We start from the raw sequence: 13337 nt of genomic DNA on the forward strand, positions 1-13337 counted from the left end.
GGCCGGCCGGCACAGGACACGGGGACGGGACGGGACCGATGGCTGTCATGCCGCTGTTGTTGCTGGTCGCGGGGAGCGCGGCGGTCGCCGGACTGGCGCGCCGCACGCCCGTCCCCGCGCCGCTGCTGCTGGTCGCCGCGGGGCTCGCGGCCTCCACCGTCCCCGGCCTGCCCGACTACACCCTCGATCCGCACATCGTGCTGCCGCTGGTGCTGCCGCCCCTGCTGCACACCGCGGCGCTGGACAGCTCGTATCTGGACCTGCGGGCCAATCTGCGGCCGGTGGCGCTGCTGTCGGTCGGCTACGTCCTGTTCGCCACGGTGGCGGTGGGCTATGCGGCCTACCTCGTCATCCCGGACCTGCCGCTGACCGCCGCGCTCGTCCTGGGCGCGGTGATCGCCCCGCCGGACGCCGTCGCGGCCACCGCCATCGCCCGCCGGCTCGGGCTGCCGCACCGGATCACCACGATTCTCCAGGGCGAGTCGCTGGTCAACGACGCCACCGCGATCACCGCGTACAAGGTCGCGCTGGCCGCCGCTCTCGGTGCGGCCACCACCTGGGGGGAGGGCGTCAGGGAGTTCGCCGTCGCGTCCCTGGGCGGCATCGGCATCGGTGTCGTGCTGATGGTGCCGCTGCACTGGCTGCGGGTGCGGCTGTGCGAATCGGCGCTGCTGGAGAACACCCTCTCGCTGCTCATCCCGTTCGTCGCCTACGCGACGGCCGAGCAGTTCGGGGCCTCCGGGGTGCTGGCCGTGGTCGTGGTCGGCCTCTACCTGGGCCACCGGTCCTGGCAGGTCGACTTCGAGACCCGGCTCCAGGAGGAGGCGGTGTGGAAGGTGGTCTCCTTCATCCTGGAGTCCGCCGTCTTCGCGCTGATCGGGCTCCAGCTGCCGGTGGTGCTGCGCGGCCTGGGACGGTTCGGCGGGCCGCAGGCCCTGGGGTACGCGGTGGTGCTGTTCCTGATCGTGGTCCTGGCGCGCTTCGTGTGGGTCTTTCCGGGCACCTATCTGCCGCGCGTCCTGTCGGCCCGGATCCGCGCCCGCGAACCGGGGGTCAACTGGACCTCACCGGTCATCATCGGCTGGGCCGGGATGCGCGGGGTGGTGTCGCTGGCCATCGCGTTCTCCATCCCGGAGGGGCACGGCTCGGCCGCCTTCCCGGCCCGCAACCTCGTGCTCTTCCTGGCCTTCACCACCGTCATCGCCACCCTCGTCGTCCAGGGGCTGACGCTGCCGCCGCTGATCCGCCTGCTGAAGCTGCCCGGCCGGGACACCCAGGCCCAGACGCTGGCCGAGGCGCAGGCGCAGAACGAGGCCTCGCGGGCCGCCGAGGAGCGGCTGGCGGAGCTGCTGCGGGACGACCGCAACGCCCTGCCCGGGCCGCTCGCCGACCGGCTGCGCACGATCATGGAACGGCGCCGCAACTCCGTCTGGGAGCGGCTCGGCGCGGTCAACGAGGAGACCGGGGAGTCCGCCGACGAGACCTACCGGCGGCTGGCCCGCGAGATGATCGCCACCGAACGGCAGGTCTTCGTCCAGCTGCGGGACGCCCGGCGGATCGACGACGAGATGCTGCGCACCCTGCTGCGCCGGCTGGACCTGGAGGAGGCGACGGCCTACCGGGAGGTGGCGTCCTAGGCGGCGGGGCCGGGTGTGCCGGGTGTGCCGGTGATCACGGCGGCGACCGTGCTGCCGGGGGCGAAGGCGCCCTCGCGGGCCAGCGTCGTCAGCCCGTACAGCAGCTTGGCGACGTAGAGCCGCTCCAGCGGCAGCCCGTGCCGGTCCTCGAAGGCGTCCGCGAACGCGTCCAGCTCGGGGGTGCTGCGGGCGTAGCCGCCGCAGTGGAAGCGGTCCTCCAGCCGCCAGGCGCCGCGCGGGCCGCCGAACGCGGCGGTCTGCAGCGTCCCGATCGCCTGCTGGAGGAAGTGCGGGCGGCCGCCCTTGAGGACGGGGAAGCCCAGGGCGCGCTGCCGCGGGCCCAGCCCGGCGGCGAGCCCGGCCAGGGTGCCGCCGGTGCCGCAGGCCACCGCGACCGTGTCCGCCACCCCGTGCAGCTCCCGGCCCAGCCGCGTGCAGCCCCGGGCGGCGAGCGCGTTGCTGCCGCCCTCGGGTATCACGCGGAACGCGCCGAAGCGGTCGTGCAGGGCGGCGAGGACGTCCGGGTCGCCGGCGCGGCGGTAGCGGGTCCGGTCCAGGAAGTGCAGCCGCATCCCGTCGGCGGCGCAGCGGGCCAGCGACGGATTGAGCGGCCGCCCGGCCAGCTCGTCGCCGCGGACCACGCCGATGGTGGTGAAGCCCAGCAGCCGGCCGGCCGCGGCGGTGGCCCGCAGGTGGTTGGAGTAGGCGCCGCCGAAGGTCAGCAGCGCGCGGTCGCCGGCCGCGGCGGCGGCCCGCAGATTCGGCTCCAGCTTCCGCCACTTGTTGCCCGGCAGGTCCGGGTGGATCAGGTCGTCCCGCTTGAGCAGCAGCCGCACCCCGCGGCGCGCGAACGGCCCGTCGGTGAGCTCCTGGACGGGCGAGGGCAGGCGCGGGCGCAGGGTGTGGGGGTCCGGCTGCGGGCCGGGGACGGTGCGGGTCACCCGGCCCATTGTCGCCGGTGCCGGCGCGGCGGGCCGGTCCCGTACCGCGGCGTGCTCATTTCAGCCGGTCGCCGATCCGCTCGCGCAGCCAGTCCATGGTGTAGCCGCGCGGGTCGATCTTGCCGGGCTGCCACTCCAGATGCCCGATCACCGAGCGCTCGGTCCAGCCGTGCGCCCGGCACAGCGCCGCGGCGGCCTTCTCCACGGCCTCCAGCTGCGCCGGTGGCCAGGGGTCCTTGCCGTCGCCGAGGTTCTCGCACTCGAAGCCGTAGAAGCAGGGGTTGCCGTCGGTGTCGGCCTCGTCGTCCGGCGGCAGCCGCTTCTCGGCGATCACCGCGCGCAGGACGTCGCCGTCGCCGAGGCCGGCGTGATTGGCGCGGCCGTAGCCGACCAGATGCACCGTGCCGTCCTTGGTGATCACGCCGTGGCACAGCGGCCCCGGCAGGTCCGGGCGGCCGTCCCAGCAGAGCTGGACGGTGCTGTCGGCGCCGGACGTGCCGGTGTGATGCACCATCACCCCGTGCACCGGGCCCCAGGGCCCCTTGCTGTTGCGGTTGTGCGTCTCCCAGCCGGTGACCTCGGCGAGCCGCAGGCCCTCGGCGGTGAGCGCCTGGCGGAACCGGGCGGCGGACAGTGGTTGGGACATGTCCCACTCCGTTGCGGACACGGCGGCCGCCGACGCGCACCGCCTCCTGTCTCGCTTGTACGGGACAAGGCCGCGCCGCGGGAGGGGAACGGACAAAAGCGGGCCGGCCGTTCGGAGGATGAGCGAGCGATTCCGGCCCCGCCCGCCGCCTCGGGCCGTACCCGCCCCGGTCCGGCTATCCGTGCAGAAAGGCGTCGCCGTGGGCGTTGACGTGCGCTTCCAGGGCGTTGAGGGCGTCCTGGGTCGCCTCGGGTGAGCCGCTGCCCCGCCGTTCGGCGAAGTACGCGGTGCCGAGTCTCTTCAGCAGGTCGTTGCCGGCCCGTTGCTGCTGGACCTCGTCGACCTTCTGCTTGCCTGCCTCCAGCCCCTGCCGTGCCTGCTCCTTGGCGCGGTCGAGAAACCCTGACATGTGCCACCTCCGTGAGGTCCGTGTCGTAAGGGATCAACGGCGCGGACCGCCGTGGGGTTCCCGTGCCAGGCTCGGCGATACGGGCACGGGGCGCGAGACGGATGAGCCACCCGGCGTAGCCGGCGCGGGCGGCGCGGGCGGGCGGCACCCCTGCCGTGGGGCGGTGTCACTCACGGGGGCTCCCCTGGGGGCGCAGGTCACGGCGGGTTAGCGTGTGCGCATGGACTACCAGGCCGTTCTCGAAGAGGTAGCGGCCTACGCCCGGCCGCTGGTGCGCCAGGGGCGCGTCGCCGACTACATACCGGCGCTCGAACGCGTCTCCGCGGACCGTTTCGGGATCGCGGTGGCCGACATCCACGGTGCGGTGTACGGCGTCGGCGACTGGGAGGTGCCGTTCTCCGTCCAGTCCATCTCCAAGACCTTCTCGCTGGCGCTGGTGATGGCCCAGAGCCCCGGCAGCCACGGTGAGGACGGCATCTGGAAGCGGGTGGGCCGCGAGCCGTCGGGCACGCCGTTCAACTCCCTGGTCCAGCTGGAGGCGGAGAACGGCATCCCGCGCAACCCGTTCATCAACGCGGGCGCGCTGGTGGTCACCGACCGGCTGCAGACCCTGACCGGCGACGCCAGCACCTCGATGCTGCACTTCCTGCGGGAGGAGAGCGGCAACCCGGACCTCGCCTTCGACCAGGTGGTGGCCGACTCCGAGGCCGGGCACGGCGACCGCAACGCCGCGCTGGCCCACTTCATGGCGTCCTTCGGCAACCTGGAGAACCCGGTCCCCAGCGTCATCGAGCACTACTTCTGGCAGTGCTCGATCGAGATGAGCTGCCGGGACCTGGCCGTGGCCGGCGGGTTCCTGGCCCGCCACGGGCTGCGCGCCGACGGCAGCCGGCTGCTGGAGGCCCGCGAGGCCAAGCGGATCAACGCGGTGATGCTCACCTGCGGGACGTACGACGCGGCCGGGGAGTTCGCCTACCGGGTCGGGCTGCCCGCCAAGAGCGGGGTCGGCGGCGGCATCATCGCCGTGATCCCGGGCCGGTGCACCCTGTGCGTGTGGAGCCCCGGCCTGGACGCCCGCGGCAACTCCGTGGCGGGCGCCGCGGCGCTGGACCACTTCACTACGCTCACCGGCTGGTCGGTGTTCTGACCCGGCGCGGGCGGGCGGCCCGGCTGGCGTTGTGGCCCCCGGCCCGCTGGCGCATCGTGGGCGTAAGGAGGTGCAGCGCCCATGGAGCACGAGATGCGCGCCGAGTACGAGGAGGGCGTCCTGCCGCACGCGGACACCCCGGTGAAGATCTGGCACATGGTGCGGCTGGAGGGCACCACCGCGATGTGCGGACGGGAGCTCCCCCCGGCGTCCGCCACCCAATCGGCCCAGGTCTGGGGCACGCGCCAGGGGGAGCCGTTCTGCCACTCCTGCGGCGCGCTGTACCTGCGCGAGCACCCGGGGGACATCGGCTAGCCGCCCGGTCAGGTGCGTGTCAGGGGCAGCGGATGACCTGGCCCGCGTACGAGAGGTTGCCGCCGAAGGCGAACAGCAGCACCGGGTCGCCGGAGGCGATCTCGCGCCGTTCGACCAGCTTGGACAGCGCCAGCGGCACCGAGGCCGCGGAGGTGTTCCCGGAGTCGACGACGTCCTTGGCGACCACCGCGTTGACCGCGCCGAGCCGCTCCGCGACCGGCTCGATGATCCGCAGGTTGGCCTGGTGGAGCACCACCCCGGCGAGGTCGGCGGGGGTGATGCCGGAGCGTTCGCACACCTGGCGGGCGATGGCCGGCAGCTGGGTGGTCGCCCAGCGGTAGACGGTCTGGCCCTCCTGGGAGAACCGGGCCGGCTCGCCCTCGATACGGACCGCGCCGCCCATCTGCGGCACCGAGCCCCACAGCACCGGCCCGATCCGCGGCTCGGGCGCGGCGCTCACCACGGCGGCGCCCGCCCCGTCGCCGACCAGCACACACGTCGAGCGGTCGGTCCAGTCGACGACGTCGGTGAACTTCTCCGCGCCGATCACCAGCGCGTTCGTCGTGGAACCGGCGCGGATGGCGTGGTCGGCGGTGGCCAGCGCGTGGGTGAAGCCGGAGCAGACGACGTTGAGGTCCATCGTGGCCGGGGCGCCGAGGCCGAGCCGGGCGGCGACCCGGGCGGCGGCGTTGGGGCTGCGGTCGGCGGCCGTGCAGGTGGCGACCAGCACCAGGTCGATGTCCTCGGGGGCCAGTCCGCTCGCGGCCAGCGCCTTGGCCGCGGCGGCGGCCGCCATCGAGTCCACGGTCTCGTCCGGGGCGGCGACATGGCGGGTGCGGATACCGACCCGGCTGCGGATCCAGGCGTCGTCGGTGTCGACGATCCGTGCCAGGTCCTCGTTGGTGAGCACGCGGGAGGGCTGGTAATGGCCGAGGGCCAGGATGCGTGACCCGGTCATGAGTTCCCCTGTACGTCGTGGGCGGTATGTCACCAGTCTCACCCCTCGCCCCCGGCCGGTGGCTGCGTGAACTGCCAAGGTTCCGCCATCAGAACTGGAGACAGTGGTCAGAACCGGAGGCCCGCTCTCCGCCGCGCCGGCCCCGTGGGCGCCCGTACGGCGCGGGCGGCCCACGGGCGGCGACGCGGGATCGCGCAGGGGCAGCAGCCCGCCCGATCCAACGGCAGCGCGGCGGCCCGCGGGGGGTATTGCTCCGCCCGCGGGCGCGTCCCCGGGCCGGGGCGCGTCCCCCGGCCGGGCGTGTCTCCCGGATCGCCGCGGGGACGCCCGCAAAGGCACGCCCTACCCGGCGAGCGCCCGGAAGCGGCGCAGCCGCAGGCTGTTGCCGACCACGAAGACCGACGAGAAGGCCATCGCGGCACCGGCGATCATCGGGTTGAGCAGCCCGGCCGCGGCCAGCGGCAGCGCGGCCACGTTGTAGCCGAAGGCCCAGAACAGATTGGTCCGGATGGTGCCGAGGGTGGCGCGGGCCAGCCGGATGGCGTCCGCCGCGGCCCGCAGGTCGCCCCGCACGAGGGTGAGGTCACCGGCCTCGATGGCGGCGTCAGTGCCGGTGCCCATCGCCAGCCCCAGGTCGGCGGTGGCCAGCGCGGCCGCGTCGTTGACGCCGTCGCCGACCATGGCCACCGAGCGGCCCTCGGACCGCAGCCGCTCCACCACCGCCACCTTGTCCTCGGGCAGGACCTCGGCGATCACCTCGTCGATCCCGACCTCGGCCGCGACCGACTCCGCGACCGCCCGGTTGTCGCCGGTCAGCAGCACCGGGGTCAGCCCCAGCGCGCGCAGCCGGCGCACCGCCTCGGCGCTGGTGGGCTTCACCGCGTCGGACACCACCAGCACCGCGCGCGCCGCGCCGTCCCAGCCGACCGCCACCGTGGTACGGCCCCGGGCCTCGGCCTCCGCCCGGGCCGTCGCCAGCGCGGGCGGCAGCGGCTGCTCCCACCGCTCCAGCAGCCGGGCGCGGCCCACCACCACGGCGTGCCCCTCGACCTCGCCGGTCACGCCCAGGCCCGGCACGTTCGCGAATCCGGCGGGGGCCGGCAGGGTGCCGGTGCGGGCCGCGGCCTCGGTGGCGACGGCTCGGGCGACGGGGTGCTCGGAGGCGTGCTCCAGCGCGCCGGCCAGCCGCAGCACCTCGGCCTCGGTGACGCCCTCGGCGAGGTGGATGCCGGTCAGCGCCATCACGCCGGTGGTGACCGTGCCGGTCTTGTCCAGGACCACGGTGTCCACCCGGCGGGTCGACTCCAGCACCTCGGGCCCCTTGAGCAGGATGCCGAGCTGGGCGCCGCGTCCGGTGCCGGCCATCAGCGCGGTGGGGGTGGCCAGTCCCAGCGCGCACGGGCAGGCGATGATCAGGACCGCGACGGCCGCGGTGAAGGCGGCCGCCGCGCCCGCGCCGGTGGCCAGCCAGTAGCCGAGCGTGCCCAGGGCGAGCGCGATCACGACCGGGACGAAGACCGCGGAGATCCGGTCGGCCAGCCGCTGCGCCGCGGCCTTCCCGTTCTGCGCCTCCTCGACCAGCCGCCCCATGCGGGCGAGCTGGGTGTCGGCGCCGACCCGGGTGGCCTCGACGACCAGCCGGCCGCCCGCGTTGACGGTGGCGCCGGTGACCGTGTCGCCGGGGGAGACCTCGACCGGTACGGACTCGCCGGTGAGCATCGAGGCGTCGACGGCCGAGGAGCCCTCCAGCACCGTTCCGTCGGTGGCGATCTTCTCCCCGGGGCGCACGGTGAAGCGGTCCCCGAGGCGCAGCTCGGCGGTCGGCACCCGGATCTCGCGGCCGTCACGCACCACCGTGACGTCCTTCGCGCCCAGCTCCAGCAGCGCCCGCAGCGCCGCGCCCGCCGTCCGCTTGGCGCGGGCCTCGGCGTAGCGGCCGGCCAGGATGAAGGTCGTGACCCCGGCCGCGGCCTCCAGGTAGAGGGCGCTGCCGCCGTCGGTGCGGGTGAGGGTCAGCTCGAAGGGGTGGGTCATCCCGGGCATCCCGGCGGTGCCGAAGAACAGCGCCCACAGCGACCAGCCCATGGCGGCGAGGGTGCCCATCGAGATCAGGGTGTCCATCGTGGCGGCGCCGTGCCGCAGATTCGTCCAGGCCGCCCGGTGGAAGGGCCAGGCGCCGTACGCCACCACAGGCGCGGCCAGCGTCAGCGACAGCCACTGCCAGTAGGTGAACTGCAGCGGCGGCACCATCGCCAGCAGCACCACCGGGACGGAGAGCGCGAGCGAGATCAGCAGCCGCCGGCGGAGCGGGGCGAGCGGGTCGGTGGCACCGCCGGACGGGCCGGCCGCTCCGGCCCCGTCGTCGGCCACGCCGCGGGACGGTTCCGCGGGCGCCGCGGCCGGGGGGCGGGGGAGCACGGCGGTGTAGCCGGTCTTCTCCACGGTGGCGATCAGATCCGCGGTGTCGACGCCGCTGCCTTCGGCGAGGGTCACCTTCGCCCGCTCGGTGGCGTAGTTGACGGTGGCGGTGACGCCCTCCATCCGGTTGAGCTTCTTCTCGATGCGGGCGGCGCACGAGGCGCAGGTCATCCCGCCGATCTGCAACTCGACGCCGTGCTCTCCGATCGCGGTGGCCATGGCTGCTCCTCGGTGTGCTGCGGGTCCCTGTCCCCCGGGAGAACCATATACCCCCACGGGGTATTCCGCCCGTGCCACCCCTCACTCTCCGTGCCGTTCGCCCGGGCGGCCCGCCGGGACCGCCCCGCCGGAACCCGTGAAACCCCGCCGGGATCCCCCGAGTTGGGCCCCGTCGGGCGGTGCACGGGCCGGCGGTCGGCCCCGACCGCGCGTCGCCACCGTGGGTCCACGCGCCGCCACGCCGCGTGAAAACGGGCGCTTCGCCGTACCGCTCCCGGGGCCTCGCGGGCCATACTGGCCCGGTGTCGATGATCAGCAACCTCCGTAAGGCCGTCCGGCTGCCGCAGCCGCGCACCCGGGGAGTCGACCTCAGCCACCCGGCCCGCTCACCGCTCGGCACCGCGGTGGTGAACTGCGCGGTCTACGTGGACGGGGTGCGACAGAAGGGCGACCACCCGGCCGATGTGGCGATCCGGCGGGTCCGCAGGTCCGGCAACGGATTCGTCTGGATCGGCCTGCACGAGCCGTCCGAGGCGGAATTCGCCGGAATCGTCGAGCTGTTCGGGCTGCATCCGCTCGCCGTCGAGGACGCGGTCCAGGCCCATCAGCGGCCCAAGCTGGAGCACTACGACGACTCGCTGTTCACCGTCTTCAAGACCGTCCGCTATGTCGAGCACGACCGGCTCACCGACAGCAGTGAAGTCGTCGAGACCGGCGAGATCATGGTCTTCGCCGGCACCGACTTCGTGATCACCGTGCGGCACGGCGGGCACGGCTCGCTGGGCCCGCTGCGCGAGCAACTGGAGTCCGTGCCCGAGCAGTTGGCGCTCGGCCCGTCCGCCGTGCTGCACGCCGTCGCCGACCTCGTCGTGGACGACTACCTCGATGTCACGGCCGACGTGCAGATCGACATCGACGACGTCGAGAGCGAGGTCTTCTCGGTCCGCGGCAGCGGCGGCGCCGGCCGGATCTACCAGCTCAAGCGCGAACTGCTGGAACTGCGGCGCGCGGTGGCCCCCCTGGACGGGCCGATGCAGGAGCTGGCGACGCGGCCCATGCGGGAGGTCGACCCCCGGATCACCACGTACTTCCGGGACGTCGCCGACCACCTCGACCGGGTCACCGAGCAGATCACCGCCTTCGACGAACTGCTCAACTCCATACTCCAGGCCCATCTCGCCCAGGTCACCGTCGCCCAGAACGAGGACATGCGGCGGATCAGCGCGTGGGTCGCGATCCTGGCCGTGCCGACCATGGTCTGCGGCGTGTACGGCATGAATTTCGACCATATGCCGGAAAAGCACTGGACGTTCGGGTATCCGCTGGTGATGACGCTGATAGTCGCCGCCTGCTGGGTGATCCACCGCGGCTTCAAGCGGAACGGCTGGCTGTAGCCACCCGCTCCATGTGAGAGCGGTAAGAGCGGTAAGAAGTGAGAAAGTGCCGCCCGGCCGCGGCGTGTGACGACGCCCCGGGCGGTGCGCTGGACCACCATGCCCCTGACCCGTTCTCCGGTGCCGGGCCCGCGCGCCGTCCCGCGCTCCCGGGCACGCCCCGGCCACCGGACCGGCCCTGGCTGCCGGTTCTGCTAAGGAGCACCACATTGCGGTACGGACCAGCGCTGCGCGACGAGATCGCGGCCGAGGGGACGACGCCACTGATCGGCGTCCACGACATGTACTCGGCCTCGATCGCCGCCGGCCACTACGACGGCTTCTTCGTGTCCGGCTTCGGCTTCGCCGCCTCCTACTACGGGCTTCCCGACATCGGGTTCATCGCCTGGCCCGACATGGCCGCCTTCGTGGAGCGGCTGCGCGGCGCCTTCCCCCGCCACCATCTGCTGGTGGACATCGACGACGGCTACGTCGACCCCGAGGTGGCCTGCCACGTGGTGCGGCGCCTGGAGCGCAGCGGCGCGAGCGGGGTGATCCTGGAGGACCAGAAGCGGCCGCGGCGGTGCGGGCACGCGGACGGCAAGCTGGTGCTGCCGCTGGAGGAGTATCTGGAGAAGCTGCACCAGGTCCTCGCCGCCCGCAGCGATCTGGTCGTCGTGGCCCGTACGGACGCCACGGAGGAGGACGACATCCTGCGGCGGGCCGCGGCGCTGGCCGCCACCGACGCGGACGTGGTGCTGGTGGACGGGGTGCGCAGCGTCGAGTGGATCCGCCGGATCCGTACCGTCACCGGCGACAAGCCGCTGCTGTTCAACCAGATCGCGGGCGGGAAGTCGCCGCGGCTCTCGCTGTCCGAACTGACCGCGCTCGGCGTCGACGTGGCCATCTACAGCACCCCGTGCCTGTTCGCCGCGCACCGGGCGATGGAGGCCGCCATGGCCGAACTGGCCCGCGCGGACGGGCGGCTGCCGGCCGCGGGGGAGCCCGGTGGGGAGATCGGGGTCAAGGAGGCCACCGAGCTGCTGGCCCGCAACCTCGCCCGACCGCAGCCCGTACCGGCGCCCCCGGCGGTGCGGCCCGCCCGGCCCGCGGCGGGAGCGGCCGCCCCGTGTGCGGCCGGCGCGCAGGCGCTCCGGGGCTGAGGCCCGGCGGGGCCGACCGGGCCGGTCGCGGACGCACGAAAGCGGTGGGGCTCGTCGGTGACGAGCCCCACCGCACGGGCGGCGCGTGGAAGCGAGGACTGGTGGGGTTGCGAGCGCCGTCCGCCAGGTACCGGTACTCGCGTCAGTCCCAGGCCCTACGCGGTCCGGCCGGCATCAGCCGGGCCGGGCCACCGCCGGGCCACCGCCGGGCCACCGCCGGGCTCCGTCGTGCGCGGAGGGTCCGCGGGCGGGTCAGGAGGCCGAGCCGAGGCGGATGCCCGCCAGGCCGTTGGCCCAGAGCTGGTCCACCTTGGCGCGTTCGTTGGCGTCCGGCTGGGTGTTCTGGCAGGACGTGCCGGGGCCGCCGCCGGACATCAGCTCGCTGCACGGGCCCTCGTAGTGGTCCGGCAGGCCCAGTACGTGACCGGTCTCGTGCGCGGCCACGCGGGTGGAGTTGTACTCCTGGTTCTGCTTGTGGTCCAGGAAGACGTAGCCCTTGCCGTGGCCGTCGGTGCTGGCGTACGAACCGCGCGGATCGTCGCCCTCCTTGTACTGGAAGTCGCCGCCGCTGCCTTCCTGGAGCTTGACGTTCTGCACCGCGCCGTTCCATATGGAGGCGCTCTCGGCTATCTGGCTCTTGTACGTGGGTGCCGCACTCGCGTCGTAGGTGACGGTGACCGAGGCCGCGCCCGGGTGGGCCTTCCTCTTGGCCAGGGCCGACTTGATCACGGCTTCGAAGAAGGCCTTGGTGTCGGCCTTCTCGGCCGCCGAACCTTGGTAGGCGGCGATCGAAGCGGGGCTGCTGTGGTGGGAGTTGGCGGGGGAGGAGGGGGAGGCTGCCGACACCGGCGCCGCGGCGGAGAGCGCGGCGACGAGGCCCAGGCCCAGCGCTGCCGACAGCGCTGTCTTGGGAGATCTCATGTGGGGGGCTCCTTAATCTCCGAGGGCCGTACGGTCGCCGTGTGGGGCGGCGACCGGGGCCCTGCGGATTTCTTGGTGCCGTTGAGTCTGGACGCAGTTCGCCCGCCGGGCGGAGATGCCAGGTGGCGATAGCGCAGGCCAATACCCCGGAAAAAAGGGGAGTTCAGGCAGGTTTGAGAGTCTGGTGTGACCTGTACCGACCTCGTTATGCTCCGGACGTGGAGCTAGAGGTCAGGCATCTTCGCGCAGTGTGCGCCATCGCCGACACCGGCAGCGTACGCAAGGCGGCGCGGCAGCTCGGCATGACCCAGCCCTCCCTGACGACCCAGCTCCACCGCATCGAGAAGGCCCTCGGTGGCCAGCTGTTCTTCCGGGAGCCGACCGGCAGCCGGCCCACCCCGCTGGGGCATTCGGTGCTGTGCCGGGCCCGTCCGATCGTGGCCGAAATGCGCGCACTTATCGACGAAGTCGCATCGGCCTCGCACCACGAACGCGGCGCACGGCTGCACATCGGCAGCACCAACAGCCCCGCCGTCGCGGGCTGGCTGCGGCGGCTGCGGGTGCGGCTGCCGGAGACGGACACGACGATACGGGCCGATGTGTCCGCCAACGCACTGCTGCACATGGTCGCGACGGGCCAGCTCGACGCCGCCTTCGTGCACGAGGTCGAGGGCGCGCCGCTGCGGGTCCCGGACGGCCTGACCGAGCGGGAACTCGTCGTCAGGGAACCGCAGTTCATCGCCCTGGCCGACAGCCATCCGGCGGCCGCCTCGCCGGTGGTGCGGGTGGCGGATCTCGCCGACGACCAGTGGATGGTCGACCCGACCGTGGACGGCGAGTGGGCCGGACTGCGCCGCATCTGGGGCGCGGCCGGCATCGCGCCCCGGGTCGTGCACGGCGACTACCTCACCGCGGTCGACCTCGTCACCGCCGGCGAGGTGGTCACCCCCTGCCAGCCGACGGCCCGCTCCCGCCACGGGATGGCGATCCGCCCCCTGTACGGCGACCCGCTGGCCGTCCGCCTCTTCATGGCCTGCCGCCAGGACGGCACCCCGGCCGCGTCCGCGGACGACCTGTTCGCCGATCTGACCGCCTCCTACATGGAGATCGCCTGGGCGAGCGAGGCGTACCGCGCATGGCTGGTGCGCCACGACGGGCTGCTGTCGGTGGGGATCTAGCCACCCGCCGAG

The 13337-nt window shown here is 73.6% G+C and carries 12 protein-coding genes; 6 read left to right on the forward strand and 6 right to left on the reverse strand.

Annotated features, from left to right (window positions below; genetic code table 11):
* The first annotated feature begins 38 nt into the window (after window positions 1-38).
* Window positions 39-1637: a Na+/H+ antiporter gene (locus tag ACQP17_RS24240; RefSeq protein WP_433858165.1), complete on the forward strand. Its 1599-nt coding sequence runs from the start codon at window positions 39-41 to the stop codon at window positions 1635-1637.
* Here ACQP17_RS24240 and ACQP17_RS24245 read toward each other — a convergent pair.
* The 3 genes from ACQP17_RS24245 to ACQP17_RS24255 form a co-directional block, all read right to left on the reverse strand.
* Window positions 1634-2587 carry a 1-aminocyclopropane-1-carboxylate deaminase/D-cysteine desulfhydrase gene (locus ACQP17_RS24245; RefSeq protein WP_433858166.1) on the reverse strand — a complete coding sequence of 318 codons (954 nt, stop codon included), beginning with the start codon at window positions 2585-2587 and terminating at the stop codon, window positions 1634-1636. The two genes, ACQP17_RS24240 and ACQP17_RS24245, sit on opposite strands and share 4 nt — an antisense overlap.
* 46 nt (window positions 2588-2633) lie before the next feature.
* The gene (locus tag ACQP17_RS24250) at window positions 2634-3224 is read right to left on the reverse strand and encodes an N-acetylmuramoyl-L-alanine amidase (protein ID WP_433858167.1); all 591 of its coding nucleotides are present in this window, start codon (window positions 3222-3224) and stop codon (window positions 2634-2636) included.
* A 175-nt stretch (window positions 3225-3399) separates the two neighbouring features.
* Window positions 3400-3633 carry a hypothetical protein gene (locus ACQP17_RS24255; RefSeq protein ID WP_364877300.1) on the reverse strand — a complete coding sequence of 78 codons (234 nt, stop codon included), beginning with the start codon at window positions 3631-3633 and terminating at the stop codon, window positions 3400-3402.
* Window positions 3634-3853: 220 nt separating this feature from the next.
* On the opposite strand from ACQP17_RS24255, the gene ACQP17_RS24260 reads away from it, so the two are divergent.
* Together ACQP17_RS24260 and ACQP17_RS24265 are read left to right on the forward strand one after the other, a co-directional pair.
* Complete coding sequence (locus tag ACQP17_RS24260; protein ID WP_364877302.1) at window positions 3854-4780, forward strand: glutaminase; 927 nt, start codon at window positions 3854-3856, stop codon at window positions 4778-4780.
* A gap of 81 nt (window positions 4781-4861) precedes the next feature.
* Window positions 4862-5095, forward strand: coding sequence for a hypothetical protein (locus tag ACQP17_RS24265; protein ID WP_433858168.1), 234 nt, complete (start codon window positions 4862-4864; stop codon window positions 5093-5095).
* Window positions 5096-5114: 19 nt separating this feature from the next.
* Here the strand turns inward: ACQP17_RS24265 and ACQP17_RS24270 are convergent, their stop codons facing one another.
* Both ACQP17_RS24270 and ACQP17_RS24275 read right to left on the reverse strand, forming a co-directional pair.
* Window positions 5115-6053, reverse strand: a complete 939-nt coding sequence (locus ACQP17_RS24270) for a beta-ketoacyl-ACP synthase III (RefSeq protein ID WP_433858169.1) — start codon at window positions 6051-6053, stop codon at window positions 5115-5117.
* A gap of 342 nt (window positions 6054-6395) precedes the next feature.
* Window positions 6396-8690 carry a heavy metal translocating P-type ATPase gene (locus ACQP17_RS24275; protein ID WP_433858170.1) on the reverse strand — a complete coding sequence of 765 codons (2295 nt, stop codon included), beginning with the start codon at window positions 8688-8690 and terminating at the stop codon, window positions 6396-6398.
* 308 nt (window positions 8691-8998) lie between these two features.
* Between ACQP17_RS24275 and ACQP17_RS24280 the strand changes: the two genes are divergently transcribed.
* Both ACQP17_RS24280 and ACQP17_RS24285 read left to right on the forward strand, forming a co-directional pair.
* Window positions 8999-10084 (forward strand): magnesium and cobalt transport protein CorA, encoded by a 1086-nt coding sequence (locus ACQP17_RS24280; RefSeq protein ID WP_433859997.1) that lies wholly within the window; start codon window positions 8999-9001, stop codon window positions 10082-10084.
* Between the two features lie 209 nt (window positions 10085-10293).
* The gene (locus ACQP17_RS24285; RefSeq protein ID WP_433858171.1) at window positions 10294-11226 is read left to right on the forward strand and encodes an isocitrate lyase/PEP mutase family protein; all 933 of its coding nucleotides are present in this window, start codon (window positions 10294-10296) and stop codon (window positions 11224-11226) included.
* 252 nt (window positions 11227-11478) lie between these two features.
* On the opposite strand, the gene snpA is transcribed toward ACQP17_RS24285, so the two are convergent.
* Window positions 11479-12147, reverse strand: a complete 669-nt coding sequence (snpA, locus tag ACQP17_RS24290; protein WP_433858172.1) for a snapalysin — start codon at window positions 12145-12147, stop codon at window positions 11479-11481.
* A gap of 218 nt (window positions 12148-12365) precedes the next feature.
* On the opposite strand from snpA, the gene ACQP17_RS24295 reads away from it, so the two are divergent.
* Complete coding sequence (locus ACQP17_RS24295) at window positions 12366-13325, forward strand: LysR family transcriptional regulator (RefSeq protein WP_433858173.1); 960 nt, start codon at window positions 12366-12368, stop codon at window positions 13323-13325.
* Window positions 13326-13337: the final 12 nt, after the last annotated feature.

Origin of the sequence: Streptomyces kronopolitis, from assembly GCF_050953795.1 — a bacterium.
Lineage (GTDB): Bacteria > Actinomycetota > Actinomycetes > Streptomycetales > Streptomycetaceae > Streptomyces > Streptomyces kronopolitis_A.